The sequence below is a fragment of the Streptomyces capillispiralis genome, assembly GCF_007829875.1.
Lineage (GTDB): Bacteria > Actinomycetota > Actinomycetes > Streptomycetales > Streptomycetaceae > Streptomyces > Streptomyces capillispiralis.
Genome location: NZ_VIWV01000001.1, coordinates 336,754 through 363,732 on the forward strand (window position 1 = coordinate 336,754; position 26,979 = coordinate 363,732).

The following is a 26,979-nucleotide window of genomic DNA, read 5'->3' on the forward strand; positions in this document are numbered from 1 at the left end:
TGGCCCCGGTGCGTCAGGCCCGCTGGGCGGCGATCATCCGCCGGTACCAGTGGTAGCTGTCCTTCGGGGTGCGCCGCTGGGTGGCGTAGTCGACGCGGACGATGCCGAAGCGCTTGTCGTACCCGAAGGCCCACTCGAAGTTGTCGAGCAGGGACCACACGTAGTAGCCGCGGACGTCGACCCCGGCGTCCATCGCGGCCCGCAGGGCGGCAAGGTGGTCGCGCAGATAGGCCACGCGGCCGGTGTCGTGCACCGCGCCGTCGGGGCTCACCTCGTCGTCCTCGGCGGAACCGTTCTCGGTGATGTGGATCGGCGGCAGGGCCTGCCCGTACTGCTCCTTCAGCTCCACCAGGAGGTCGGTGAGCGTGCCGGGGGCGACCGGCCAGCCCATCGCGGTGTGCCGGACGCCGGGCATCGGCGTCTCGGCGTAGCGGTTGTCGGTCGCCACGCGCAGGGCGGGGTCGCTCTCGCGGTACGGGGCGTCGGCGACGACGATCGGGCGGTAGTAGTTGACGCCGAGGAAGTCCAGCGGCCGGTTGATCAGCTCCAGGTCGCCGTCGCGGCGGACGTCCTGTCCGGTGATCAGCTCGCCCCAGGTGTCCTCCTCGGTGTCCGGGTAGCGCCCGGCGAGGATCGGCTCCGTCCACACCAGGTTGTGCAGGGTGTCGGCGCGGACGACGGCTTCCCGGTCGGCGGCGGAGTCGGTGGCGGGCAGGTGGTGGTCGAGGTTGAGGGTGATGCCCACCTCGCGGACTCCGGCTGCCCGCAGCGCCCGCACGGCCAGCCCGTGGCCGACGAGCAGGTGGTGCGCGGCGGCCAGCGCGCCCCGTCCCTCACGGGCGCCAGGCGCGTGCCGGCCGACGGAGTAGCCGAGGAAGGCGCTGCACCACGGCTCGTTGAGGGTGATCCAGCGGGGCACCCGGTCGCCCAGGTGCCCGGCGACGACGGCCGCGTACTCGGCGAACCGTTCCGCGGTCTCCCGCACCCGCCAGCCGCCCCGGTCCTCCAGGGCCTGCGGGAGGTCCCAGTGGTAGAGGGTGGCGGCCGGCTCGATGCCGGCGGCGAGGAGTTCGTCGACCAGGCGGGAGTAGAAGTCCAGGCCCTTGGGGTTCACCGGGCCGGTGCCGTCGGGCACGATGCGCGGCCAGGCGATCGAGAAGCGGTACGAGCCGACGCCGAGGTCCTTGAGCAGGGCCACGTCCTCGGGGTAGCGGTGGTAGTGGTCGCAGGCGACGTCACCGGTGTCGCCGTTCGCGACCAGGCCGGGGGTGTGGCTGTAGGTGTCCCAGATCGACGGGCCGCGGCCGTCCTCGTACGCCGCGCCCTCGATCTGGTACGAGGCGGTCGCGGCGCCGAGGACGAAGCCGGGCGGGAAACGGGGGAAGTCGGTCATGTGGTGCGAGTCCATCCCGGTGCGTGCGGTGATCACTTGACGGAGCCCCCGGTGATCCCGGCGGCGATGTACTTCTGGGCGAGGACGAGCAGGATCGCGGCGGGGACGGCGGAGAGCACGGAGGCGGCCATCACCGCGCCCCAGTCGCCGACGTGGGCGCCGATGTACTGGTAGATGCCCAGCGTGACCGGCTTGACGTCGTCGGTGGTGTTGAGGGTGAGGGCGAACATGAAGTCGCTCCACGAGAACAGGAACGCGAACAGCCCGGACGTGATCAGGGAGTTGCGGCTCATCGGCAGCACCACCCGCAGGAACGTCCGTACCGGACCGGCGCCGTCGATCTCGGCGGCCTCGATGACCTCGCCCGGGATGGACACCATGAAGGAGCGCATCAGCACGATGGAGAACGGGATGCCGAGCGAGGCGTCCGCGAGCATCAGGCCGAAGTAGGAGTTCACCAGGCCCAGGTCGACGTAGGAGTTGTAGAGGGCGTTGGCGATGACGATGCCCGGCACCATCTGCGTGATCAGCGTGCCGAACACGATGGTGCGCGAGCCGCGCAGCCCGAACCGGGCCAGCCCGTAGGCGGCCGGGGCGGAGATCGCCAGGCAGATGGCGACGGCGCCGAAGGAGACCAGCAGGGAGGTCAGCAGGTGCCCGCCCTGGTCGTCGAGGGCCTTGGAGAAGCCGGACAGGTCCAGGCCGGCGGGCACCGGGTCGACCTGGAGCAGGCCCGACTCGGGCTGGAGCGCGGTGTTGAGCATCCAGTACAGCGGGAAGAGCATCACGCCGAGGACGAGGACACCGGCGACGGTGGAGCCCCAGCGGCGCCGGGACGCGGTGGGCGCGTGGGCGGCCATGTCGGTCACTTCCCCTCGGTGCGGTTGGCCCGCAGGTAGAACACCGCGAACACCGCGGAGACGAGAATGAGGACGTTGCCGACGACCGCGCCGGCGCCGAAGTCCAGCTCCACGAAGGAGTTCTGGTAGGTGAGCGTGCCCAGGGTCTGGGTGGCGTCGGCGGGGCCGCCGTCGGTGAGGGCGAGGATCAGGTCGAGGATCTTGACCGTCGACATGAAGCCGAGCACCAGGACCACCGTGATCACCGGCTTGAGCAGCGGCAGGGTGATGGAGCGGAAGGTCCGCCAGGCCGGGGCGCCGTCCAGGGCCGCCGCCTCGTACAGCTCCTTGGGAATCTCCTGGAGACCGCCGTAGAGGATGACCATGTTGAACGGGATGCCGATCCAGATGTTGACCAGGATCACCGAGAGCAGGGCCATGTCGGGGCTGGTCAGCCACGGGGTGTCGCCGTCGAGGCCGAGCGTGCCGAGGAAGGTGTTCAGCACGCCGGTGTCCTGGTCGAGGATGCGGCGCCACACGATGCCGGAGACCACCATGGGCACCAGCCAGGGCAGCAGGATCAGCGACCGCAGGACGCCGTTCAGGGGGAACCTGCGGGTGAAGAAGACGGCGAGGGCGAGGCCGATGCAGAACTGGCCGAGCAGGGAACCGGCGGTGAAGACGAGGGTGTGCCACAGGGCCTTGCCGAAGAGGACGTCCTGGAAGACGGACGACCAGTTGTCGGTGCCGTTGAACGGGGCCTCGCCGGTGAAGAACGTCTTCGGCGTGTAGTGCTGGAAGCTCATCAGCACGTTGCGCACCAGCGGGTAGCCGAAGAACAGCAGCATGAAGACGACGGCGGGGGCGACGAAGCCCCAGCGGGCGACGCGGCGGCGCAGGCGCGCGCGGGCGGGGTCGGGAGCGGACTTCCCGGGGGTCGGTGCGGGGGCCGCGGCGGTGACGGTGGACGTGGTCATGGGCGCGTACCTCAGTTCCCGCTCGTGGCCCGCTGCTGGGCGCGCTTCAGGGCGGCCTCGCTGGACTGGCCGGTCAGGGCGGACTGGAAGGCGCTCTGCAGGGCGAGCGAGACGCCCGACCAGCCGGCGCCGAGCTTGGCGGTGCGGGAGCGGGCGGCGGCGACCTGGTCGGCCAGCGCGTCCAGTTCGGGCACCTGGGCACGCCACTGGGCGGCGGCCTTCTCGTTGGCCGGGACCATCCAGCTGTTGCGGGCGTAGGTGAGCTGTTCGCGCTCGCTCGCCAGACACGCGACGATCCGGCCGGCCGTCCGCTCGCGCTCGGTGTCACCGGTGCGGGGGACGGTGAGCACCGCGCCGCCGAGCGGTCCCACCGAGTCGGCGCCCGCCTCGGGGACGGGGATCCGCGCGATCTCCCAGTGCAGCGACTTCTTGGTGTTGAGGGTCTCGACCTGCCACGGGCCGTTGATCATCATGGCGGCGTTGCCCGCCATGAACTGGTCGTTCACGTCGGCCTGCGTCCAGTTGACCGTGGACTTGGACAGCGAGCCGTCCCGCAGCAGCGCCTTCCAGTAGTCGAGCGCCCCGACGACCTCCGGGCTGTCGAGGTCCGTCTCGTCACCGCCGTTGGACCACATGAACGGGGTGAACTGGAAGACGCCGTCCTCGGCGCCGCCCGCGCTGAGCGCCAGTCCGTACCGCTTGCCCTCGGTCAGCCGCTTCGCCGTCTCCCGCAGCTCGTCCCAGGTGGTGGGCACCTTCACCCCCGCCTCGTCCAGGATGTCCTTGTTGTAGAAGAGGGCGAGGGTGTTCACGGAGCGGGCCGCTCCGTAGTAGGTGCCCCGGTACGAGCCGAAGTCGACGATGCCCTCGGGGACGTCCTCGGTGCTCAGGCCCAGGGTGCGCAGGTCGACGAGTCCGCCGGCCTCGGCGAAGGTCGGCATCTCGGAAGCGTCGAACTGGACGATGTCCGGCAGCGACTTCGAGGAGGCCATGCGCAGCGCCTTGGTCATCACCTGGGCCGCGGGGACGCTCTGCTGCTCGACGGTCACCCCCAGCCGCTCGCCGCAGCGGGCCATCGCCTCGGCGTCCCAGCGGTGGTACGTCTCGTCGGTCGAGGAGTTCATCACGGTGTACACGTCGCTGTCGCGCTGCTGTGCGCAGCCGGTCAGTGCCGCTCCGCAGACCAGGACGGAGACGGCGGCGAACGACGTGACGGCCCTGCGCGAGCGTCCACGCGCGCGGGGGGCGGCAACCGGAGGATGTGCTGTCACGGTGGGTGCCCTTGTGTGGGACCGGCTCGGCACACGCCGAGCCGGTGACTCTTTCGGGGAGGCCGGTGAAGCGCTTCGACTACTGGCGGCTCCAGCCAAGGTGTTGCCTGGCGCTGCACCGGGTGTAATTTGTTTTGCCTGATTACTAATACGTCAGTGGAAGCCGGTCGCGCTAGACCCCCAGCGATACGATCTGCTTGCGCCAGGGCGTGACAGGTTCTGCGGCTCCTGTCATAGTTCCTGGTCAGAGGCTTCCTCCCGCGCCTCGTCCGCCCTCCCCCTCCGAGGAAGATCATGAAATTCACCGACGGATTCTGGCGCATCCGCGATGGCGTCCAGATCGCGTACGCCACGGAAGTGCGTGATGCGCGCCCGGAATCGAAGCGCTTCACCGGCTACGCCGCCGTAAAGCATGTGACCCGCAGGGGCGACACCCTCAACGCGCCGCTGCTGACGGTCGAGTGCTTCTCCCCCGCCGAGGGCGTCATCGGCGTGCGGGTCACCCACCACGCCGGCAAGCACCGCCCCGGTCCCGACTTCGCGCTCACCGGCGCGGCGGACGGCGCGGGCACGGTGCGCCGGGACGGCGGCGTCACCGAACTGACCAGCGGCCCGCTGACGCTGCGCCTCGACGGGGCGGGCCCCTTCGCCCTCACCTTCCACGACGCGGACGGACGCGAACTGACCCGCGCCGGGGCCAAGAGCACCGCCTTCGCCACCACCGCCGAGGGCGCCCACCACGTGCTGAGCCGGCTGGCGCTGGGCGTCGGCGAGCAGATCTACGGCATGGGCGAGCGCTTCACCCCGTTCGTCAGGAACGGCCAGACCGTCGACATCTGGCAGGCCGACGGCGGCACGAGCAGCGAGCAGGCGTACAAGAACGTCCCGTTCTACCTGTCCTCCCGCGGCTACGGCGTCTTCGTCAACCACCCGGGCGCCGTCTCCTTCGAGGTCGGCTCCGAGTCCGTCGGACAGGTGCAGTTCAGCGTCGAGGACCAGTCACTGGAGTACTACGTCGTGGCCGGCCCCACGCCGAAGGAGGTCCTCACCCGCTACACGGGCCTCACCGGCCGCCCGGCCCTGCCGCCTGCCTGGTCCTTCGGCCTGTGGCTGAGCACCTCCTTCACCACCTCCTACGACGAGGAGACGGTGACGTCGTTCGTCGACGGCATGGCCGACCGCGGCATCCCGCTGTCGGTGTTCCACTTCGACTGCTTCTGGATGCGCGAGTACCAGTGGTGCGACTTCCAGTGGGACCCGGACGTGTTCCCCGACCCGGACGGCATGCTGGCCCGGCTCAAGGAGAAGGGCCTGCGGATCAGCGCCTGGATCAACCCGTACATCGCCCAGAAGTCCCCCCTCTTCGACGAGGCCGCCGCCCTCGGGCACCTGGTGCGGCGCGCGAACGGCGACGTGTGGCAGTGGGACCTGTGGCAGGCGGGCATGGGCCTGGTCGACTTCACCAGCCCCGACGCCCGCGCCTGGTTCCAGTCGAAGCTCAAGCCCCTCCTCGACCAGGGCGTGGACTGCTTCAAGACGGACTTCGGCGAGCGCATCCCCACCGACGTGGTCTGGCACGACGGCTCCGACCCGGAGCGGATGCACAACTACTACACCCACCTCTACAACCGGACGGTCTTCGAGCTGCTGGAGAAGGAGCGCGGGCAGGGCGAGGCCGTGCTCTTCGCGCGGTCCGCGACCGCGGGCGGGCAGCAGTTCCCGGTGCACTGGGGCGGCGACTGCTGGTCGTCCTTCGAGGCGATGGCCGAGTCGCTGCGGGGCGGTCTCTCCCTGTCCCTGAGCGGCTTCGGGTTCTGGAGCCACGACATCGGCGGCTTCGAGGGCACCCCCGACCCGTCGGTGTTCAAGCGCTGGCTCGCCTTCGGCCTGCTGTCCTCGCACAGCCGGCTGCACGGCTCCTCGTCCTACCGGGTGCCGTGGGAGTTCGGCGACGAGGCGGTCGACGTCGCCCGGCGCTTCACCCTGCTCAAGCACCGGCTGATGCCGTACCTGTACGGCGCCGCCGCCGAGGCCCACCGCACGGGCGTCCCGATGATGCGGCCCATGGTGCTGGAGTTCCCGCACGACCCGGCGTGCCGCACGCTGGACCGCCAGTACATGCTGGGCCCCGACCTCCTGGTCGCGCCGGTGTTCGACGAGGACGGCGCGGTGGAGGTCTACCTGCCCGAGGGCACCTGGACCCACCTGCTCAGCGGCGAACGGGTCACCGGCCCCGCCTGGCGCACCGAACGGCACGGTTACGACAGCCTCCCGCTGTACGTCCGGGAGGGCGCGGTGCTGCCGCTGGCGGGCGACGACTCCCGGCCGGACGGCGACTGGCTGGACGCCCCGGTCCTGCTCGCGCACCCCCCGGCCGCGTCCGGCTACTCGGCCGAGGTCACCGTGCCGGACGGGACGGGACTGCCGGCCGCGACGTTCCGGGTCCGGCGGGACGGCGACGTCCTGCGGGTCACGGCGTCCGGGACCGACCGCCCGTTCACGGTGCGGGTGGCCGGCGGGCCGGAGGCGTCGGGCACGGGCGAGGTGACGGTGCCGCTGGGCTGAGCACGGCCGGCGGTCAGCCGTCCGGGTGACTGCCCGGGCCGTGACCGGGACCGGCCAGGGGGGTCGGTGAGAGGGCCGCGGGTTCCTCACCGGCCTCCAGCAGGGTGTCCGCCGAGCCGACGATCAACGGGTCCGGCTTGCCCAGGGCGGCGTGGTCCTTGGCCGGGTAGTCGCAGCGGTCGAGGAGGGAGCGCATGGCCTCCAGCCGGCCCCGCCGCTTGTCGTTGTTCTTCACGACCGTCCACGGCGCGTGCGGGGTGTCCGTCGACCGGAACATCTCGACCTTGGCCGCCGTGTAGTCGTCCCACAGGTCGAGGGAGGCGAGGTCCATGGGGGACAGCTTCCAGCGCCGCACCGGGTCGACCTGGCGGATGGCGAACCGGGTGCGCTGCTCGGCCCGGGACACCGAGAACCAGAACTTCACCAGCATGATGCCGTCGTCGGTGAGCAGCCGCTCGAACATCGGAGCCTGCTCGAGGAATTGGCGGTACTCGGTCTCCGTGCAGAACCCCATGACCCGCTCGACTCCGGCGCGGTTGTACCAGGAGCGGTCGAAGAAGACGATCTCGCCCCGGGCCGGCAGGTGGGCCACGTAGCGCTGGAAGTACCACTGCCCCGCCTCCCGCTCGGTGGGCTTCTCCAGGGCCACCACGCGGGCACCGCGGGGGTTGAGGCGTTCCATGAACCGCTGGATGGTGCCGCCCTTGCCGGCCGCGTCCCGTCCCTCGCAGATCACCACGATGCGCTGGCCGGTGTCCTTCACCCACCGCTGCATCTTCAGCAGCTCGATCTGCAGGATGCGCTTGGTCCTGTCGTACTCCGCCCTGCGGATCCTGCGGTCGTAGGGGTGGTTCTCGCGCCAGGTCTCGATCGGGGTGCCGTCGGCGTCGAGCAGCACGGGCCGCTCCGGGCGCCGGTCGTCCACCTCCAGCCCGTGGAGCAGGTCGTCGCCGGTCGTGCCGGGGTGGTTCCCCTCGGCCCGCGTCCCGCCGTCCGGCAGGTCCCCATGCTCGGCCGTCACGTCGTCTCCCGCCTCTTCGAGTGCGCTACAAGAAGCGTATGCCCACCGGCCCCTTCGCGGTGATTCGGCCGCCGTGGTCCGGGGAAACAGCAGGACCGGGCGGGCAGCGCGCACAGGCACCCGGTGCGCGGGCGGCGCCTTCCTACCGCATCCCGGCAGAGGGGACACAGGACGTGCAGATCGACCTGACGGGCCGCACAGCGCTGGTCACCGGTTCCACCCAGGGCATCGGTGCCGCGATCGCCACCGGGCTCGCGCGGGCGGGCGCCCGGGTCGCGGTCAACGGGCGCTCGACCGAGCGCGTACGGGAGGCCGCCGCCGCCCTGGAGCGGGAGGTGCCCGGCGCCGACGTGGTGCCCGTCGCCGCGGACGTGGCCACCGGGGCCGGCGCCGAACGGGTGGCCGCGGCGCTGCCCCGGGTGGACATCCTCGTCAACAACCTCGGCATCTTCGGGTCCGCGGACCCGCTGGAGATCACCGACGAGGAGTGGCGGCGCTACTTCGAGGTGAACGTCCTGGCCGCCGTTCGGCTGACCCGGCTCTTCCTGCCGGGGATGACCGGGCGCGGCTGGGGGCGCGTGCAGTACATCGCGAGCGACTCGGCCATCGTCACCCCCGCCGAGATGATCCACTACGGGATGTCGAAGACGGCGGTGCTCGCCGTGAGCCGCGGCTTCGCCAAGCAGGCCGCGGGCACCGGCGTCACGGTGAACTCGGTCATCGCCGGCCCGACGCACACGGGCGGGGTGGAGGACTTCGTCTACGAACTGGTGGACCGGGAGCTGCCGTGGGAGGAGGCGCAGCGGGCCTTCATGCGCGAGCACCGGCCGCAGTCGCTGCTGCAGCGGCTGATCGAACCCGAGGAGATCGCCAACATGGTCGTCTACCTCAGCTCCGAACAGGCCTCCGCCACCACCGGCGGGGCGCTGCGCGTCGACGGCGGCTACGTCGACTCGATCCTGCCCTGAGGCCGCACCGGCCCGCCCGGCAGGGGCGCCGGGCGGGCCGGTCCCGCGTGCGTGCCGGGTCAGTGCGCCGGGAAGCCGTCCGGGGTCCGGACGCGGTCGCGGATCCAGGCACCGGCGGGCTTCAGCGCGGAGGTGCCGGTCCAGGGGCCGTCGCGGTGACAGGTGCCGGGTGCGAAGACGGCTCCGGAGCGGTGGTCGTCGGAAAAGTTCCAGTTGACCCAGCTGATCTTCTCGCTCGCCATCAGGTCGAGGTAGCGCTGAGACATGGCGAAGTCGTCGGGGCCCTCGCCGGCGTAGTTCTGCGTGCCGAACTCGGTGACGAACACGGGGATCCGGTCCGCGGCCCGGGTGAGGGCCGCCAGGTACTCGTCCCGGTGCGAGGCGGCGTAGAAGTGGAAGGTGTACATGATGTTGGAGGCGTCGACCGGGTCGTTCACGACCTCCGACTCGTCGGCGCCCTCGGAGACGCCGAACGAGGACCAGGCGCGGGTGCCGACGAGGACGGGGGCGTCGGGGTCCACGGCGCGGATGACCGGGATGATCTGTTCCGCGTAGCTCCTGATCCGTGACCAGCTCACACCGCTGGGCTCGTTGGCGATCTCGTAGAGGACGTTGTTCCGGTCCTGGTTGCGGCGGGCGATCTCGGTGAAGAACCGCCGCGCGCTGTCGAGGTTCAGGTGCGGGTCGCCGGGGTCGAGCATGTGCCAGTCGACGATGACGTACATGCCGCGCTCGCTCGCCCGCCGGATCAGGGAGTCGGCCAGGTCGGTGAAGTGCGCGGGGTCGGTCTCGTAACCGCCTTCCTGGACGTACGTGGAGACGCGCAGGACGTCGGCGTTCCAGTCCCGGGCCAGGGCGTCGAGCGAGCCGTCGGTGAGGCAGTGGGGGTACCACTGGGTGCCGTGGGTGCTCATGCCGCGCAGCTGGACCGGGGTGCCGTGCTCGTTGCAGAGCTTGGTGCCGCAGACCTCGAGCTGTCCGTTGACGGCCACCGGCGTGCCGGCCGCGGGCGGGCCGGCCGGGGTGGTGTCCCGGGTGTCCGCCGCGGACCGCGCGGCGGGGGTGGTCGCGCCGGTGGGGGCCGGTGCGGCGAGGGTCGCGGGCGCGCCCGTCAGGGTGAGGAGGAGGGCACTGGCGAGGGCCGCGGCGGTCGCGGCGGGGCGCAGGGGGAAGCGGGCCGGTGTCATGTGGGGGGCTCCGTCCGGATGGATGGTTAGGAAAGTTTCCTAACGTGACGGAACCAGAGCCGGGCCCGGTTTGCAAGGTGCACGACAAGTGCGGGCCCGGGGACGGGTCAGCGGAGCAGCAGCTGCACGAGGGCGACGGTGCCGACCGTGACGATGAGGGCGCGCAGGACCGCGGGGCTGAACCTGCGGCCCGCGCCGGCCCCGAACCGGCCGCCCAGGGCGGAACCGGCGGCGATGAGCGCGACGGCCGTCCAGTCGAAGTCGGCGACGAAGAGGAAGAAGGTCGCGGCGACCGCGTTGACGATCGCGGCGAGCACGTTCTTGACGGCGTTCAGGCGCTGCAGTGGCTCGTCGAGCAGCAGGCCCATCAGGGAGACGTAGATGATGCCCTGGGCGGCGGCGAAGTAGCCGCCGTAGACGCTGGCCAGGGTCAGCCCCGCGAGCAGCGGTGCGCCGCCGTCGCGCCGGGAGGAGGGCCGCTCCCCTCGGCGGGCCCGCACCGCCCTGCTGATCAGGGGCTGGAACGCGACGAGGACGAGGGCGAGCCCCACCAGGGTCGGCACGATGGTCTCGAACGCCTCGGCGGGCAGGGCCAGCAGCAGTGTGGCGCCGGCCAGACCGCCCAGCGCCGCACCGGCCCCGAACCTGCGGAGGCGCCGGCCCTGGCCGGCCAGTTCCCTGCGGTAACCGATGGCGCCGCCGACGGAGCCGGGGATCAGCCCGAGGGCGTTGGAGACCGTGGCGGTGACGGGGGACAGCCCCGTGGCGAGCAGCACGGGAAAGGTGATCAGTGTTCCTGAGCCCACGACGGCGTTCAGGGCGCCGGCGCCGGCTCCCGCCGCGAAGACGCCCAGCATCTCCGGCGGGGTCACGCCGCGGCTCCGGTCACGTCGTCGCCGTCCGAGGGCGGCCGGTGCCGGCCGGGGTCCGCTGAAGCATTCATGGGACGACGCTAGCCCGTGGACCCTTCGGCGCTCGCCGAAGGGTCCACGTCCAGGTCTCCCGGGCGGCCCGGTGCGGCCGCCGTTCGGTCGCGGTGGCTCAGGCCTGCCCGGTGGCCGGGCTGCCCAGCAGTTCCGACGCCGTCTCGAGCGGGGAGAGCTCGCGCGCGGGCGGCGCGGCCTCAGGGTGCGCGTGGCAGGTGAAGCCGAGGCGCGCCATGGCCCGGACGACCTCGCCGCTCGAGAAGTCGCGGCGGTCCTGCCGGGTGATGACCTGCCCGACCTGCTTGGCGGGGTAGCGGCGGCGGCCGATGGTCACGGACTCACCCGTGATCGGTTCGGGGGTGATCCCCTTCATCGACTCCAGGACTCCGGCCTTGGTCAGGTCGAACGGGTAGCGGGCGATGACACAGCGCATGTTGCCTCACAGGAGGAGAAGGAAGACGGGCCCACCCGGGTGGGTGGGTGGTCCGCGGCGGACTGGGGTCGATCAGGGGGGCGACAGGCGCCACGGCGGCCGGGCCGCATCCACGGCCGTACCACCGGGTCGCCATGTCGCCATGTCGCTATCTCGTCATGGACGCGGTGCGTCCGAGGTCCTGTCGTCGGACGCCCGCCCTCCGGGCGGAGGACGGGAGTCCGACGACGGGTCCTAGGCCGCGCGGTCCGCGGCCGGCTCCCTGCGCGCCCTGCGGCGCGGCGCCTCACCGGCGCGCCGTCCCTGGCCGGTCCGGCTCTGCGCCGTGCGCTCCTCGGCCGGGCGGCCCCCCTGGGTGACGCGTCCCTCGGCGGAGCGGGACTGCCCGCCACGCCCCTGCCCGCCACGGCCCTGCCCCGTGCGCTCCTCGGCCGGGCGGCCGCCCTGCGCGGTACGCCCCTCGGCGGAGCGGGACTGCCCGCCACGCCCCTGCCCGCCACGGCCACGGCGGCCGCGGGACGACGAGGACGCGGCGCGGCGGGGCCGCTCCACGACCGGGGCGGCGATGACGACCGGGATGCCGGAGGGGGCCTGGGCTCCCGTGATCCGGGTCAGCTCCGCGTCGCCGGACCGCACCTGGGTGATCCGCGGGGTGATGCCCGCCTGGGTCATCAGCCGGCTCATCTCACGCCGCTGGTCGCGCGTCACCAGGGTGATGACGGTGCCGGTCTCGCCGGCGCGGGCCGTACGGCCGCCGCGGTGCAGGTAGTCCTTGGGGTCGCTGGGCGGATCGACGTTGACCACCAGGTCGAGGTTGTCGACGTGGATGCCGCGCGCCGCGACGTTGGTCGCCACCAGCACCGTCACCAGTCCGTCCTTGAACTGGGCGAGGGTCCGGGTGCGCTGGGGCTGGGACTTGCCGCCGTGCAGGCCCGCCGCGCGGACGCCGCTGCTCAGCAGGTGCTTGGTCAGCTTGTCCACCGCGTGCTTGGTGTCCAGGAACATGATCACCCGGCCGTCGCGCGCCGCGATCTCGGTCGTCGTCCGGCGCTTGTCGGTGTCGTCGATGTGGAGCACGTGGTGCTCCATCGTCGTGACCGCGCCCGCCGACGGGTCCACGGAGTGGACCACCGGGTCGCTCAGGTAGCGCCGCACCAGCTGGTCGACGTTCCGGTCGAGCGTGGCGGAGAAGAGCATCCGCTGGCCGTCGGCCCGCACCTGGTCCAGCAGCCTGGTGACCTGGGGCATGAAGCCCATGTCGGTCATCTGGTCGGCCTCGTCGAGGACGGTGATGGCGACCTCGTCCAGCCGGCAGTCCCCGCGGTCGATGAGGTCCTTGAGCCGCCCGGGCGTCGCGACGACGACTTCGGCGCCCGCCCGCAGGGTCCCGGCCTGCTTGCCGATCGACATCCCGCCGACGACGGTGGCCATCCGGAGCCTCAGGGAACGGGCGTACGGCGTGAGCGCGTCGGTGACCTGCTGGGCCAGCTCGCGGGTCGGCACCAGGACGAGGGCGAGCGGCTGCCGGGGCTCGGCGCGCCTGCCCGCCGTACGGGCCAGCAGCGCCAGACCGAAGGCGAGGGTCTTGCCGGACCCGGTGCGGCCGCGACCGAGCACGTCACGGCCGGCCAGGGAGTTCGGCAGGGTGGCCGCCTGGATCGGGAAGGGCACCGTGACGCCCTCGTGGCCGAGGGTGGCCAGCATCTCGGCCGGCAGGGCGAGTTCGGCGAAGTCCCGCACGGCGGGGAGGGCGGGGGTCACCGTCGTCGGCAGGGCGAACTCGCCCTGGACGGAGGACCCTCTGCCCGACGAACCCCGGGAGCGACGCGGAGCACCGGAGCGGCCTGATGCCGTGGCTCCGGTGCGGGTGTGCGTGCGGGTGGAACGATTATTGGTGCGGGCGCGATTCAAGCGGAACCTTCCTTGAAGTGGCACCTGTCAAGGAACGCCCACAGCGAGATGCTTCCGGCAGCGGACCGGGGCCTGCGTCGCGGTGGACGCGGGCCCCAGCTGCGAAGTGAACGTTATGAGGAAGAGAGGCGTTTCGGTCGCCCCTCGAGCCTTTCGGCTACCACAACTGCAACTGACCTCACAGTACACGCCCGCGCAACCCCCCGGTCCACCCGTGGCGCCGTACGGCCGTGACCGGGCGCGGGTGTCAGGGCAGCCGGGCCACGCCGGCGTAGATGCCGCTGTCCTCCGCAGCCGGGGCGGGGGGCGTCCGGTACCACTCCGGAGCGGTCACCAGACCGGGTTCGACCAGGTCCAGGCCGTCGAAGAAGCGGGCGACCCCGGCGCGGGTGCGGAAGCCCAGGCGTATTCCCGCGCGGGCGTACTCGGCCGTGACCTGCTCGGCCAGCTCGGAGTGGAGGTCGGAGGCGGCGTGCGACAGGACGAGGTAGCTGCCCGGCGGGAGGGCGGCCCGCAGCTCGCCGACGATGCCCAGGGGGTCCTGGTCGTCGGGGAGGAAGTGCAGGAGGGCGATGAGGGACAGCGCGATCGGGCGCTCGAAGTCGAGCACGCCGCGCGCGTGCCGGATGATCTCTCCCGGCTCGCGCACATCGGCCGCGACGTAGTCCGTGGCGCCCTCGGGGCTGCTGATCAGCAGGGCCTCCGCGTGCCGCAGCACGATCGGGTCGTTGTCGGTGTAGACGACCTTCGCGGACGGGACGAGGCGCTGCACGATCTGGTGCAGGTTGGGCTCGGTGGGGATGCCCGTGCCGATGTCGAGGAACTGGTCGATGCCCTGCCCGGCGAGCCAGGCGGCGGCGCGGTGCATGAACCGGCGGTTCTGCCGGGCGGCGTCCCGCGCCTGGGGCGGCAGCTTCTCCCCCACGGCCTCGTCGACCGGGTAGTTGTCCTTGCCGCCGAGGAGCCAGTCGTAGACCCGCGCCGGGTGCGCCTTGCCGGTGTCGATCCGCGGAGGGTTGGCGGGGGTGCCGGTCGGCATGGCGGTGTCCGTCCCGAGGAGTGGAGCGAGAGTGCCTGACGGTCGCCAAGTCTCGCACACCAACCGGCGCGGGCAGGAGGGGAGTTGGCTCCTCAGACGGAGTCCGGGGGCGGCGCCGTGCTGGCGCGCGGCACCAGTCGCGCCGGGACCAGGGTGGTGCCCCGCTCCGGTCCGACCTGGCGCATCTTGCGCAGCACCGCCTGGACGCAGAGCCGTCCCACCTCGGCGAAGTCCTGGTGGACGGTGGTCAGCGGGGGCAGGAAGGAGGACGCCTCGGGAATGTCGTCGAAGCCGATGACGCTGACGTCGTCGGGGACGCGCCGGCCGCGTTCGTGCAGGGCGCGCAACAGGCCCAGCGCCATCTGGTCGTTGGCGGCGAAGACGGCGGTGCACTCCTCGCGGGCCGCGAGGTCGAGACCGGCCCGGTAGCCCGAGTCCGCCGACCAGTCGCCGCGGACCAGGGGCGGCGGCACCCGCCCGGCCTCGGTGAGGGCGGCGCGCCAGGCGTCCGTGCGGCGCTGCGCGGCGAAGGAGCCCTCCGGGCCGCCCAGGTGCCACACCGTGCGGTGGCCGAGGCCGAGCAGGTGCTGCACGGCGGCGCGGGTGCCGCCGGCCTGGTCGGTGTCGACGACCGTGTAGTGGTCGCCGGCGTCGGAGTCGACGACCACGACCTGGACGTGCGGGGGCAGGGTGACCGTCGCCGCGTCCAGCAGGTGGACCTCCATGATGACGATCACGGCGTCGACGGCGAGTTCCTCCAGCCGGGAGAAGGCGCCGCGCACCTCGGCCTGGGTGGGCACCGCGACCGGCAGCAGGGTCACCGCGTAGCCCTCCGCCGCGGCGGAGGTGGCGATCGCCTCCAGCGTGCGCACGTTGCCGGTGGTGGACAGGGTGAAGGTGATGACGCCGATGGTGCGGAACTCGCCGCGTTTGAGGGCGCGGGCCGCGCTGTTGGGCCGGTAGCCGAGTTCCTTCATCGCGGCCAGCACCTGGCGGCGGGTCTCCTCCGTCACCCCCGCGTAGCCGTTGGACACGCGGGAGACGGTCTGCGACGAGACTCCCGCGAGGCGGGCCACGTCCGCCATGGAGGCCGTGGCGCGGGCCCGGGTGCGCCCGGGAGGCGCAGCGCCGCCGGCCGCGTCCCGCGCGGTCCCGGCCGTCCCGGTGGCGGGGCCGGACAGGTGCGCCGACCCTCCCTCGACCGTGTCCACTCGACGTCCGCCGCCTTCCTGTCGGTTGCTCGCACCTCGGTTCCCCGGGGAACCCTTGACCGTCGTCCTCGGGGGAGTGTAAACATTCCGCCATCGGATGTTTACGTAAACATAACAGCTCGGCGCCTCCTCGCGGTCACTGATGTTTGCGTAAACATCACGTGCTGGGGCATGCCGCCCGGCTCCGGGCCGCGACAGCCGCCGGTTCCGGAATGGTGACGAGCGAGGTACGACATGACGACGCTGCAACCGCCGGTGGACGCCGCCGAGCCGCGGCCGGCCCCGCCCCCGGCGGGACGGGACCGCCGCTCCTGGACGGGGTGGGGGTTCATCGGCCCCTTCGTGGCCGTGTTCGCCCTGGTCTTCCTGGCGCCGATCGCGTACTCCCTGTACCTGAGCCTCTTCCGCGACCAGCTCATCGGCGGGACCACCTTCGTCGGCCTCGACAACTACCAGCAGGCGCTGCGGGACGACCGCTTCTGGGCCGCCCTCGGCCGGGTCTCGCTCTTCCTGTGCGTCCAGGTGCCGGTCATGCTCGGCATCGCCCTGCTGGTGGCCCTGGCGCTGGACAGCGGCCGGCTGTACGGCAAGGACTTCTTCCGCATCTCGGTCTTCCTGCCGTACGCGGTGCCCGCCGTCGTCGCCACGCTCATGTGGAGCTTCATGTACGGCACCCGCTTCGGCCTCGTCGGCGACATCAACGACGCCTTCGGCGTCTCGCTGCCCGACCCGCTCTCCCCCGGCCTGGTGCTGGCCTCGATCGGCAACATCGTCACCTGGGAGTTCGTCGGCTACAACATGCTGATCTTCTACTCGGCACTGCGGGTCGTCCCGCACTCCCTCTACGAGGCGGCCGAGATCGACGGCGCCGGCCAGATCCGCGTGATCACCGCCATCAAACTGCCCGCGATCCGGGGCGCGCTCGTCATCGCGACGATCTTCTCCATCATCGGCAGCTTCCAGCTGTTCAACGAGCCCAGCGTCATGCAGAAGCTGGCGCCCAACGCCATCACCACCGACTACACGCCCAACTTCTACACGTACTCGCTGTCCTTCTCCGGCCAGCAGCACAACTACTCCGCGACGGTCGCCATCGTCATGGGGCTGATCACCATGGTCATCGCCTATGTCGTCCAGCTGCGCGGCATGCGCAAGGGAGTGTGAAGCAGCGATGACCAGTACCGTCACCCCCGCCGCCACCGGTTCCACGGCCTCCCGGTCCGCCTCCGGCGCACGGCTGCGCACACCCCGGCGCCGGCACTCCCCCGGCCGGCCCCGCCGCAGTGTCCTGCTGACCGTGCTCACCGGCCTGGTGCTGCTCTACAGCCTCGTGCCGCTGGTGTGGCTGGCCGTCAGCGCCACCAAGACCCAGGAGGGGCTGTCCCGTTCGTTCGGCCTGTGGTTCGACGGCGACTTCGCCCTCTGGGCCAACATCTCCGAGACGTTCACCTACGACGACGGCGTCTTCACCCGCTGGCTGCTCAACACGCTGCTGTACGTGCTGGCGGGCGCCGGCGGCGCCACCCTGCTGGCGGTGCTGGGCGGTTACGCCCTCGCCAAGTTCGACTTCCCCGGCCGCCGGGCGGTCTTCGCCGTCGTCATCGGCGCGGTGGCCGTGCCGGGGACCGCGCTGGCGGTGCCGACCTTCCTGATGTTCAGCAACATGGGGCTCACCAACACCCCCTGGGCGGTGATCATCCCCTCGCTGATCTCCCCGTTCGGCCTGTACCTGATGTGGGTGTTCGCCAGTGAGGCCATCCCGACCGAGCTGATGGAGGCGGCCAGGATCGACGGCGCCGGCGAGATGCGCACCTTCTTCCAGGTCGCGCTGCCGCTGCTGGCGCCGGGCATCGTCACCGTCTCGCTGTTCACCATGGTCGCGACCTGGAACAACTACTTCCTGCCGCTGATCATGATCAAGGATCCGGACTGGTATCCGCTGACCCTGGGCCTGAACAGCTGGAACGCCCAGGCCGAGACCGCCGGTGGCCAGCCCGTCTTCCATCTGGTCGTCACCGGCTCACTGATTACCATCGTCCCGCTGATCGCCGCGTTCCTGCTGCTCCAGAAGTACTGGCAGTCCGGCCTCGCCGCCGGAAGCGTCAAGGAATAGCGCCACCCGCCCCCTCCTGTCCCCACCACCGCTGTCCCTGTCCGCCGCCGCGCGGCACCGTCCGCCCCGCCGCCGCGCCCGGACGGACGGTGCCCGCACGGTGGTTGTCCCCGCCCCCGCCCACCGGTCCCGGTGTCGGCCACGAAGAAGTGGAAGCACGACCATGCGCACACACCCCCGCCGCCTGCTGCGCGGCACCGCCCTCGTCTGCGCCCTCGCCCTGGGCGCCACCGCCTGCGGCGGATCCGACGACGAGGGATCCGCACCGAAGACGGTCTCCGAGGCCGACGTCCGCGCCGCGCTCGACAAGGGCGGCTCCCTCACCGTCTGGGCGTGGGAACCCACGCTGAAGCAGGTGGTCGCCGACTTCGAGAAGGAGCACCCGAAGGTCGAGGTGAACCTCGTCAACGCGGGCACCGGCAACGACCAGTACAAGGCGCTGCAGAACGCCATGTCCGCCAAGAAGGGCGTCCCGGACGTCGCCCAGGTCGAGTACTACGCCATGGGCCAGTACGCGCTGACGAAGCAGCTCACCGACCTCGAGGGCTTCGGCGCCGACAAGCTCGCCGACCGGTACTCCCCCGGCCCGTGGAACGGCGTGAAGGCCGGCGGCGAGGGGATCTACGGCCTGCCCATGGACTCCGGCCCGATGGCGCTGTTCTACAACAAGGCGGTCTTCGACAAGCACAAGATCAAGGTGCCCACGACGTGGGACGAGTACGTGGACGCGGCCCGCGACCTGAAGAAGGCGGACCCGAAGGCGTACATCACCAACGACGCCGGCGACGCGGGCTTCGCCACCAGCCTCCTGTGGCAGGCCGGTTCACGCCCGTACGACGTCGACGGCACCACGGTGGGGATCGACTTCTCCGACGAGGGCGCCAAGACCTACACGGACACCTGGCAGAAGCTCCTCGACGAGAAACTGGTCGCGCCCGTCACCAGCTGGTCCGACGACTGGTACAAGGGCCTCGGCGACGGCACCATCGCCACCCTGGCCATCGGCGCCTGGATGCCCGCCAACCTCGCCTCCGGAGTGAAGGACGCCGCCGGTGACTGGCGCGTCGCCCCGCTGCCGCAGTGGCAGGCGGGCGGCCGGGCGAGCGCCGAGAACGGCGGCAGCGCCCTCACCCTGCCCGAGCTCGGCGGCAACGAGGCCCTCGCCTACGCCTTCGTCGAGTACGCCAATGCCGGCAAGGGTGTGGACACGCGGGTGAAGGGCGGCGCCTTCCCGGCCACCACCGCGCAGCTGAACTCCCCGGCGTTCCAGAACACCGAGTTCCCCTACTTCGGCGGCCAGCAGGCCAACAGGATCTTCGCCGAGTCGGCCGCGAACGTCGCCGACGACTGGTCGTACCTGCCGTACCAGGTGTACGCCAACTCGATCTTCAACGACACCGTCGGCAAGGCCTACGTCTCGGGCACCAAGCTCGCCGACGGACTGAAGAGCTGGCAGGACGCCTCCGTCAAGTACGGCGAGGAGCAGGGCTTCACCGTCGAGAAGTAGCCGTCGAGCAACAGCACGCCGGGCGGCGCGCACCCCCGCGCCGCCCGACGGCCCCCACCCCGGAAGGACCGCCATGATCTCCACCCTCCTGTCCCGCGCCGGCGGGGCGGACGGTGACCCCGCCCCCCGTCTCGTCTACGGCGCCGACTACAACCCCGAGCAGTGGCCCCGCACCGTGTGGGAGGAGGACGTCCGGCTGATGCGCGAGGCCGGCGTGAACCTCGTGTCCGTGGGGATCTTCTCCTGGGCCCGCATCCAGCCGGCCGAGGACACCTGGGACTTCGGCTGGCTCGACGAGGTCCTGGACCTGCTGCACGAGGGCGGCATCGGGGTCGACCTGGCCACCGCCACCGCCTCCCCGCCGCCCTGGCTCACCACCGCCCACCCGGAGATCCTCCCCGTCACCGCCACCGGCGGGACGCTGTGGCCCGGGGCGCGCCAGCACTGGCGGCCCACCTCGCCGGTCTTCCGCCGGTACGCGCTGCGCCTGGTGCGGGAGCTGGCGACCCGCTACGCCGGACACCCGGCGCTGGTCGCCTGGCACGTCAACAACGAGCTGGGCTGCCACAACGTCTACGACTACTCCGACGACGCCGCCCGCGCCTTCCGGGACTGGCTGCGCGCCCGCTACACCACGCTCGACACGCTCAACAGCGCCTGGGGCACGGCCTTCTGGTCGCAGCGCTACACCGACTGGGAGCAGATCCTGCCGCCCCGGCTGGCCGCCTCCCACCCCAACCCCACGCAGCAGCTGGACTTCAAGCGGTTCTCCTCGGACGCGCTGAAGGACCATCTGCGCGCCGAGCGCGAGGTCCTGCGGGAGATCACCCCGGACATCCCCGTCACCACCAACTTCATGGTGATGGGCGGCACGAAGGGCATGAACTACCCCGACTGGGCCGCCGAGATCGACTTCGTCTCCAACGACCACTACGTGCACCCCGGCCCGCACGACCGGGACGAGCTGTCCTTCTCCGCCAACCTCACCAGCGGCATCTCCGGCGGGCGGCCCTGGTTCCTGATGGAGCACTCCACCAGCGCCGTGAACTGGCAGCCCGTCAACGTGCCCAAGCGGCCCGGTGACCTGGCCCGTGACTCACTGCTGCACGTCGCGCACGGGGCGGACGCGGTCTGCTTCTTCCAGTGGCGGCAGTCGGCGGCGGGCGCCGAGAAGTACCACTCCGCGATGGTGCCGCACGCCGGCGCGGACAGCGACCTGTTCCGGGCGGTGACCGAGCTGGGGGCCACCCTGAAGGCGCTCGCCCCGGTCGCCGGGACCGAGCGGGAGCCCGCGCGGATCGGCATCCTCTACGACTGGGAGTCGTGGTGGGCCAGCGAGCAGGACTCGCACCCCACCTCCCTGCTGGACTACCGGCAGGAGGCGCTCGACTGGTACGCGGCCCTCCTCGCCCTCGGGATCCGCGCCGACCTCGTCACCACCCGTGCCGACCTGCACCGCCACCACATGGTGATCGCTCCGGTGCTGCACGTGGTCCCCGCCGACCTGGCCAAGACGCTCACCCGGTACGCCGAACAGGGCGGCCACCTCGTCACCACGTACTTCTCCGGTGTCGTCGACGAGCACGACCACGTCCTGCTCGGCGGCTACCCGGGCGCCCTGCGGGACCTGCTCGGCATCCGGATCGAGGAGTTCGGCCCGCTGCTCCCCGGTGTCGGCGTGGAGCTGGACGACGCCACGACCGGCACCCTGTGGACCGACCGGATCACCGTGACCGCCGCGGACACCGAGGTCGTGTCCCGCTACCGCACCGGACTGCAGGCCGGCCGGCCCGCGGTCACCCGGCGGCCGACGGGCTCCGGCTCGGCCGCGTACGTCTCCACCCGGCTCGGCGTCGACGGGCTCACCTCCCTGCTGCCCCGGCTGCTGGGCCCGGCCGGGGTGGAGAGCGAACTGCCCGCCGGCCTCCGCGGGCTGGTCGAGCCGGCCGTGCGCCGGGGACCCGGCGGCAGGTTCCTGTTCCTGGTGAACCGTACGGACGAGACCGTCGTGGTGCGGGACGTCCCCGGCGAGGCACTCGTCGGCACCACCGGCGCCGACGGCGCCCTCACCCTCGGGCCCCGCGCGGTCGCCGTGCTGCGGCAGCCGGCCGTCTGAGACCCCCACAGCTCCCCGGGACGGCACGCACCCGCCCCGGGGGCCGTCCCCTCCCGCCGACGGCGTACGCGGCGGGAGGGTCCACTTGAGCGCGACCACACCTCAATGTTGGGAGCACACACCGATGGCACGCCGCACCCGCAGCAGACGGCTCCTCACAGCCGCCGGGCTCACCGCCCTGGCCACCGGGGCCGCCCTGCTGTCCGCCCCGTCCTCCACCGCACAGGTGGCGGCGGACACCCCCTCCGTCACCGTCCGGCCCGACCCCTCCTACCAGCAGGAGGAGTTCGAGGGCTGGGGCACCAGCCTCGTCTGGTTCGCCAACGCCACCGGCGACTACCCGCCCGAGATCCGCGAGAGGCTCGCGCGGCTGCTCTTCGGCGACGACGGGCTGGCCCTGAACATCGCCCGGTACAACATCGGCGGCGGCAACGCCCCCGACGTGAAGGACTACCTGCGCGCCGGCGGCGCCGTCGAGGGCTGGTGGAAGGCGCCCGCGGGCACCACCCGCGAGGACACCGGCTGGTGGGACGCCGAGGACCCCGCCGACTGGAACGAGCACGCCGACGCCACCCAGCGCTGGTGGGTGGACCGCATCAAGAAGGACATCACCCACTGGGAGACCTTCAGCAACTCCCCGCCGTGGTTCATGACGGTCAGCGGGTACGTCTCCGGCGGGTTCGACGCCAACGCCGACCAGCTCAAGCCGGAGTCGGTCGACGACTTCGCCGCCTATGTGGCGGGCGCGACCAAGCGGCTGGAGAAGGCGCACGGCATCGAGGTCGACACCGTCGACCCCTTCAACGAGCCGAACACCACCTACTGGAGCACCCGCCTGGGCGCGGACGGCGAACCCGTCGGCGGACGCCAGGAGGGCGCCCACATGGGGCCCGGACTCCAGGAGAAGGTGCTGCACGCCCTCGCCCCCGCACTGAAGGAGGCGAGGACCGGCGCGGAGATCTCGGCGATGGACGAGACCAACCCGTCGATCTTCGCGCAGAACTGGAACTCCTACTCCCCCGAGGCCCGCGACCTCGTCGGGCAGATGAACGTCCACACGTACGGCACCGGTCAGCGCACCACCGTGCGCGACCTCTCCAAGGCCGCGGACAAGCCGCTGTGGATGAGCGAGGTCGAGGGCGACTGGGGTGACGGGCAGAGCTTCACCGACATGCGCCCCGGTCTCGGCCTCGCCCAGCGCATCGTCGACGACCTGCGCGAACTGGAACCGCGCGCCTGGGTGTTCTGGCAGCCGGTCGAGGACCACGACAACATGAAGCCGGGCGGCGAGTCCGCCAAGGGCGGCAACTGGGGCGAGATCCAGGTCCCCTTCAGCTGCACCTCCGAGGACACCCTCGAGACCTGCCCCGTTCACACCAACACCAAGTTCGACACCGCCCGCAACTTCACCCACTTCATCAAGCCCGGCGACCGGCTGATCAAGGTGAACGACACCTCCAGCGCGGCGGCGGTGACGAAGAACGGCAAGGGCGCCTCCCTGGTCCACGTCAACAGCACCACGGCGCCGCGCGAGGTCACCCTCGACCTGTCCCGGTTCCGCCGCGTGAGTGCCGGCGCGACCGTCACACCGGTCGTGACCAGCGCCGACGGCAAGCTGGCACGGCACGACGCCATCAGGGTCGACGGCCGCGCGGCCACCTTCACGGTGCCGGCCCAGTCGGTGACGTCGTTCGTCGTCGAGGGCGTCTCGGGTGTCGCGCAGGACGCCCCGCTGCTGCGCAAGGGCCACTCGTACACCCTGACCGGGGTGCAGAGCGGCAAGGCGGTCGAGGTCGCCGGCGACGGCACGTCCCTCGTCATCGGCTCCGGTGACGGCTCCGCCGCCCAGCGGTGGCGGCTGAGCGCGGTGCGTCCCGACGACGGGGTGCGCCAGCGCTACGAGTTCACCAGCCCGGTGGACGGCAGGCGGCTGGCCGTGCGGGACGGCGTCCCGGTGGCCGAACCGCACACCGGAGAGCGGGACCCCGCCGCCGAGTGGATCATGTCCACGACGGGCGACGGCACCTGGACCCTGGTCAACGCGGACACCGGACGCCTCCTGGAGGTCGGCGGCCAGGCCACCCACGAGGGCGCCGCGGTCACGACCTGGCCGCCCAACTCCGGCGCCAACCAGCGCTGGACGGTCACGGACGTGACGGACTGACCGGACCCCTTTCCACGGCGGCCCGGGCCGCACCGCCCCCGCGGCGGGTGCGGCCGGGCCGCCGCCACGACACCCTGGGAGCACCCGTGGCACACGACGACACCGCCGAGCGCGAGGTGCGCCGCCGCATGGCGGAGCACGAGCTGTACACCGACTCGGCGCCCGGCCTCGAACGGCTGGAGGAGCAGCGGCTGCGCGGCAAGGAACTCGCCGCGCGGTACAACGGCACCGGCCCGCGCGACCGGGGGGCCCGCGACGCGCTCCTCGGCGAACTGCTCGGCTCGGTGGGCCGCGGGGTGTGGATCGAGCCGCCGCTGCACGTCGCCTACGGCCGTCATGTGCGCCTCGGTGACGACGTGTACGCCAATTTCGGTCTCACGCTGGTCGACGACGTCGAGGTCGTCGTCGGCGACCGGGTGATGTTCGCGCCGCACGTGACGGTCAGCACCACCGGGCATCCCGTCCATCCGGAACTGCGCCGGGACGGCAGCCAGTTCTCGGCTCCGGTGCGCGTCGAGGACGACGTGTGGATCGGGGCCGGCGCGGTGATCCTGCCGGGCGTGACCGTCGGGCGGGGCTCGGTCGTCGGCGCGGGCAGTGTGGTGACCGCCGACGTGCCGCCGATGACGGTCGTCGCCGGGACCCCGGCGCGCGTGCTGCGGCACATCACCGACGCGGACCGGGAGTGGACGTACCGGCCGCCGGGCACCGCGCGAGCCTGAGCGGGGGCCTGAGCTGGGGCCTGAGCGGGGACCGGCGCGGCTCACCGCGCGCCCGGTCCCGGGTCGATGGTCACCACGCGGGCCCAGTCGGGCGGGGTGTCCGGCACGTAGTCGGGATCGTCCTCGTCCACCGGCGAACCCGCGCGCTGCCGGGGGAACAGCCCCACCACCGTCCGGCACGCCGGCCGTGCGTCCGGCCAGGGCGTCTGTCCGTCGGTGAGCACGACCACCACGTCCGGGCGGGGCCGCGCGGCCAGTGCCCGGGCGAAGCCGGTCCGCAGGTCCGTGCCGCCGCCGCCGGTCAGCGGGATGCCCTCGGCGCGGCACAGCCGGTGGACCTCACCGGCGGCCGCGTCGCAGGGCACCACCGTCACCATGTCGCGCCTGCCGCCCACGGCGCGGGAGATCGCGGCGACCTCCAGCAGCGCGCTGCCCAGCTCGCGGTCGCTGACCGAGCCGGAGGTGTCGATGACGACCGACACGCGGGGCGGCGTGCGGCGCAGGCTCGGCAGGACGACGCCGGGCACCCCGGCCGACCGCCGTGCGGGACGGCCGTAGGTGTAGTCGTCGCCCGCGCCGGCCCCGGAGACCGCCGAGCGCAGCGCCGCGCCCAGCAACTCCCGCCAGGGCTGCGGCGGGTGGAACGCCTCCTCCGCCCACCGCCGCCAGCCCTTCGGCGCGTCGCCCGGCCGGGCGGTGATGCCCCGCGCCACCCGGAAGCGGACCGCGTCGCGTTCCTGCTCGCTGAGGCCGTGCGCACCGTCCGGGCCCAGGTCCCACTCCCGTTCCCGTCCGTCGGCGCCGCTGCCGCAGTCCAGCCAGGCCATGCCCTGGGTGTACGGGCCGAGGCGGAACTGGCGCAGGTAGTCCTCCATCAGCTGCCCGGCGGGCAGTTCCAGCAGGTGGGGCAGGACCACGTCGGCGGGGGCCGGCAGCCCGTCGCCGTACACGTCGTCGTTGATCTCGCAGTCGGCCGCGATGTTCATCCGCAGCCGTTCGGCCGGGCCGTGCAGTCCGCGGGCGCGGGCGACGCGGTCGCTGCGGCCGTGGTGGTCGCGCAGCAGGTGCGACACCTCGTGCACCCAGACGCCGGCCAGTTCCTCCACGGGCATGCGGTCCACGAAGGCCGGTGAGACGTAGCACCGCCAGTGCCGGTCGACGGCCATCGTGGGAACGTGCCGGGACGCGACGACGTGCAGGGCGAACAGCGCGGTGGCGAGGTAGGGCCGGACGCGGGCGGCGTGCAGCCGGGCGGCGAGGAGCTTGTCGAGGTCGAGTGCGGGGTCCGGGGGCCGGGGCGGGTGCGCGGTCCGGTGCGGGTGCGCGGTCATCGGCCGGTCCCTGCCGCGACGGCGGCCCGGTCGGCCCGCCGGGAGAGCTCCATGGCCGGGGCGAGCCGGTCGATCGTCGCCGGTACGTCCCAGTCCGCGCGGCGCAGGGTGGCGAGGGTGGTGGCGGGGACGACCACGACGTCGGGCGTGCCGGTGTCGACCGCGCGGGCCAGCAGCGCCCAGGCGGCGTCCCAGCGGGACTTCTCGGGGCGTGCGCGCACGGCGGCGACCACCGCGTCGAGCACGGCCTGGCGCAGATCGCCGCGTTCGGGCAGCTCGGCGCGGGCCGGGTCGGCGAGCAGCGCCTCGGGGTCGGGGAGGTCCATGCGGTCCAGGCTCGCCAGGAGTTCGAGGCCCGGCCCGTCGCCGACGGTGCCGCGGACCAGCAGGGACAGGACGTCGCGGGAGGAGCCGGCGGCGGTGGCGAACGCGATCAGGTGCAGGGTCATCTCCCAGCTGCGCGGGGAGGGCCAGGGGCCGCCCCGCCGGGTTTCGCCGCTGGGCAGCCGGTGCACCAGCGGCGGCCGGGCGGTGAGGAAACGGCACACGGCGCGGCGGGCGAACTCCACGGCGCCATGGAGCCGTGCGGGGTCGAGCCGGGGCAGGATGGCGTGCGGCCAGGTGCCGCCGAGGCCGCGGACGACGACCTCGGGGTCGTGGGTCCACTGAAGGTGCACGAAGCGGTTGGCCAGCGGCGGGCTGAGTTCCCACCCGTCGGCCGCCGAGGCGCGTGGGTTGGCGGCGGCGACGATCCGTACGCCGGGCGGCAGCCGCAGGGCGCCGATCCGCCGTTCCAGCACCAGGCGCAGCAGGGCCGCCTGGACGGCGGGCGGCGCGGTGGACAGTTCGTCGAGGAAGAGCAGGCCCCGGCCGGCCCGTACCAGGCGGACGGCCCAGTCCGGCGGGGCCATCGGGATGCCCTGTCCGGCGGGGTCGTCGCCGACGACGGGCAGTCCGGAGAAGTCGGACGGTTCGTGGACGCTGGCGATCACGGTGGTCAGGGGCAGGTCGAGGGCGGTGGCGAGCTGGGTGAGGGCGGCCGTCTTGCCGATGCCGGGCTCGCCCCAGAGCAGGACGGGCAGGTCGGCGGCGACTGCGAGGGTGAGGGCCTCCAGCTGGGTGTCGGGGCGGGGTTCGGTGGTGGTGTCGCGCAGGAGGGCCAGCAGGTCACCGGCGACGGCGAGCCGTGCGGCGGGGGAAGGGGTGTGCGGGGGCATGGGTGATCACCTGTGGGTGTGTCGGTGGTACGCGAGTGGGAGGGGTGCGGGGACGGCGGTCCCCTGGT

Annotated in this window: 21 protein-coding genes; 8 read left to right on the forward strand and 13 right to left on the reverse strand. The window is 72.4% G+C overall.

The genetic code is table 11. From position 1 onward, the window contains the following. Positions 1-13: 13 nt before the first annotated feature. The 4 genes from FHX78_RS00900 to FHX78_RS00915 are packed head-to-tail and all read right to left on the reverse strand — an operon-like array spanning position 14 to position 4,480. Positions 14-1,393, reverse strand: coding sequence for a GH1 family beta-glucosidase (locus FHX78_RS00900; protein WP_145865538.1), 1,380 nt, complete (start codon positions 1,391-1,393; stop codon positions 14-16). 32 nt (positions 1,394-1,425) lie between these two features. Further along, the gene (locus FHX78_RS00905; protein WP_145871544.1) at positions 1,426-2,253 is read right to left on the reverse strand and encodes a carbohydrate ABC transporter permease; all 828 of its coding nucleotides are present in this window, start codon (positions 2,251-2,253) and stop codon (positions 1,426-1,428) included. A gap of 5 nt (positions 2,254-2,258) precedes the next feature. After that, positions 2,259-3,209: a carbohydrate ABC transporter permease gene (locus FHX78_RS00910; RefSeq protein ID WP_145865539.1), complete on the reverse strand. Its 951-nt coding sequence runs from the start codon at positions 3,207-3,209 to the stop codon at positions 2,259-2,261. 11 nt (positions 3,210-3,220) lie between these two features. Then, on the reverse strand, positions 3,221-4,480 hold the full coding sequence (locus FHX78_RS00915; RefSeq protein WP_145865540.1) for an ABC transporter substrate-binding protein: 1,260 nt from the start codon (positions 4,478-4,480) through the stop codon (positions 3,221-3,223). Between the two features lie 294 nt (positions 4,481-4,774). Between FHX78_RS00915 and yicI the strand changes: the two genes are divergently transcribed. Then, a complete protein-coding gene (yicI, locus tag FHX78_RS00920; RefSeq protein ID WP_145865541.1) occupies positions 4,775-7,045 on the forward strand; it encodes an alpha-xylosidase in 2,271 nt (756 codons plus the stop codon). Positions 7,046-7,058: 13 nt separating this feature from the next. Here yicI and ppk2 read toward each other — a convergent pair whose 3' ends face one another. After that, a complete protein-coding gene (ppk2, locus tag FHX78_RS00925) occupies positions 7,059-8,066 on the reverse strand; it encodes a polyphosphate kinase 2 (RefSeq protein WP_373313070.1) in 1,008 nt (335 codons plus the stop codon). Between the two features lie 173 nt (positions 8,067-8,239). Here ppk2 and FHX78_RS00930 point away from each other — a divergent pair, with 173 nt between their 5' ends. Continuing rightward, positions 8,240-9,034 carry an SDR family NAD(P)-dependent oxidoreductase gene (locus FHX78_RS00930; protein WP_145865542.1) on the forward strand — a complete coding sequence of 265 codons (795 nt, stop codon included), beginning with the start codon at positions 8,240-8,242 and terminating at the stop codon, positions 9,032-9,034. 59 nt (positions 9,035-9,093) lie between these two features. Here FHX78_RS00930 and FHX78_RS00935 read toward each other — a convergent pair whose 3' ends face one another. The 6 genes from FHX78_RS00935 to FHX78_RS00960 form a co-directional block, all read right to left on the reverse strand. Further along, a complete protein-coding gene (locus FHX78_RS00935; RefSeq protein WP_145865543.1) occupies positions 9,094-10,221 on the reverse strand; it encodes a glycoside hydrolase family 5 protein in 1,128 nt (375 codons plus the stop codon). Between the two features lie 107 nt (positions 10,222-10,328). Further along, on the reverse strand, positions 10,329-11,078 hold the full coding sequence (locus FHX78_RS00940; protein ID WP_373313072.1) for a sulfite exporter TauE/SafE family protein: 750 nt from the start codon (positions 11,076-11,078) through the stop codon (positions 10,329-10,331). 184 nt (positions 11,079-11,262) lie between these two features. After that, on the reverse strand, positions 11,263-11,580 hold the full coding sequence (locus FHX78_RS00945; RefSeq protein ID WP_145865545.1) for an SCO5918 family protein: 318 nt from the start codon (positions 11,578-11,580) through the stop codon (positions 11,263-11,265). 234 nt (positions 11,581-11,814) lie between these two features. Further along, a complete protein-coding gene (locus tag FHX78_RS00950; RefSeq protein ID WP_145865546.1) occupies positions 11,815-13,491 on the reverse strand; it encodes a DEAD/DEAH box helicase in 1,677 nt (558 codons plus the stop codon). A 247-nt stretch (positions 13,492-13,738) separates the two neighbouring features. Continuing rightward, positions 13,739-14,530, reverse strand: coding sequence for an SAM-dependent methyltransferase (locus FHX78_RS00955; protein WP_145865547.1), 792 nt, complete (start codon positions 14,528-14,530; stop codon positions 13,739-13,741). Between the two features lie 92 nt (positions 14,531-14,622). Further along, entirely contained in the window at positions 14,623-15,615 is a 993-nt protein-coding gene (locus FHX78_RS00960) for a LacI family DNA-binding transcriptional regulator (protein WP_145871548.1), read from the reverse strand. Between the two features lie 360 nt (positions 15,616-15,975). On the opposite strand from FHX78_RS00960, the gene FHX78_RS00965 reads away from it, so the two are divergent. The 6 genes from FHX78_RS00965 to FHX78_RS00990 all read left to right on the forward strand — a co-directional run bounded on the left by FHX78_RS00965 (position 15,976) and on the right by FHX78_RS00990 (position 24,363). Then, positions 15,976-16,905, forward strand: coding sequence for a carbohydrate ABC transporter permease (locus FHX78_RS00965; RefSeq protein ID WP_145865548.1), 930 nt, complete (start codon positions 15,976-15,978; stop codon positions 16,903-16,905). 7 nt (positions 16,906-16,912) lie between these two features. Then, positions 16,913-17,854 carry a carbohydrate ABC transporter permease gene (locus tag FHX78_RS00970; RefSeq protein WP_145865549.1) on the forward strand — a complete coding sequence of 314 codons (942 nt, stop codon included), beginning with the start codon at positions 16,913-16,915 and terminating at the stop codon, positions 17,852-17,854. Positions 17,855-18,017: 163 nt separating this feature from the next. Continuing rightward, positions 18,018-19,361: an ABC transporter substrate-binding protein gene (locus tag FHX78_RS00975; RefSeq protein ID WP_145865550.1), complete on the forward strand. Its 1,344-nt coding sequence runs from the start codon at positions 18,018-18,020 to the stop codon at positions 19,359-19,361. A gap of 73 nt (positions 19,362-19,434) precedes the next feature. Then, complete coding sequence (locus FHX78_RS00980; RefSeq protein WP_145865551.1) at positions 19,435-21,477, forward strand: beta-galactosidase; 2,043 nt, start codon at positions 19,435-19,437, stop codon at positions 21,475-21,477. Positions 21,478-21,601: 124 nt separating this feature from the next. After that, on the forward strand, positions 21,602-23,641 hold the full coding sequence (locus FHX78_RS00985; protein WP_145865552.1) for an RICIN domain-containing protein: 2,040 nt from the start codon (positions 21,602-21,604) through the stop codon (positions 23,639-23,641). Positions 23,642-23,769: 128 nt separating this feature from the next. Continuing rightward, the gene (locus FHX78_RS00990; RefSeq protein ID WP_145871550.1) at positions 23,770-24,363 is read left to right on the forward strand and encodes a sugar O-acetyltransferase; all 594 of its coding nucleotides are present in this window, start codon (positions 23,770-23,772) and stop codon (positions 24,361-24,363) included. A 41-nt stretch (positions 24,364-24,404) separates the two neighbouring features. On the opposite strand, the gene FHX78_RS00995 is transcribed toward FHX78_RS00990, so the two are convergent. Both FHX78_RS00995 and FHX78_RS01000 read right to left on the reverse strand, forming a co-directional pair. After that, a complete protein-coding gene (locus FHX78_RS00995; RefSeq protein WP_145865553.1) occupies positions 24,405-25,694 on the reverse strand; it encodes a vWA domain-containing protein in 1,290 nt (429 codons plus the stop codon). Next, on the reverse strand, positions 25,691-26,911 hold the full coding sequence (locus FHX78_RS01000) for an AAA family ATPase (protein ID WP_145865554.1): 1,221 nt from the start codon (positions 26,909-26,911) through the stop codon (positions 25,691-25,693). The genes FHX78_RS00995 and FHX78_RS01000 overlap by 4 nt, the downstream gene beginning before the upstream one ends. Positions 26,912-26,979: the final 68 nt, after the last annotated feature.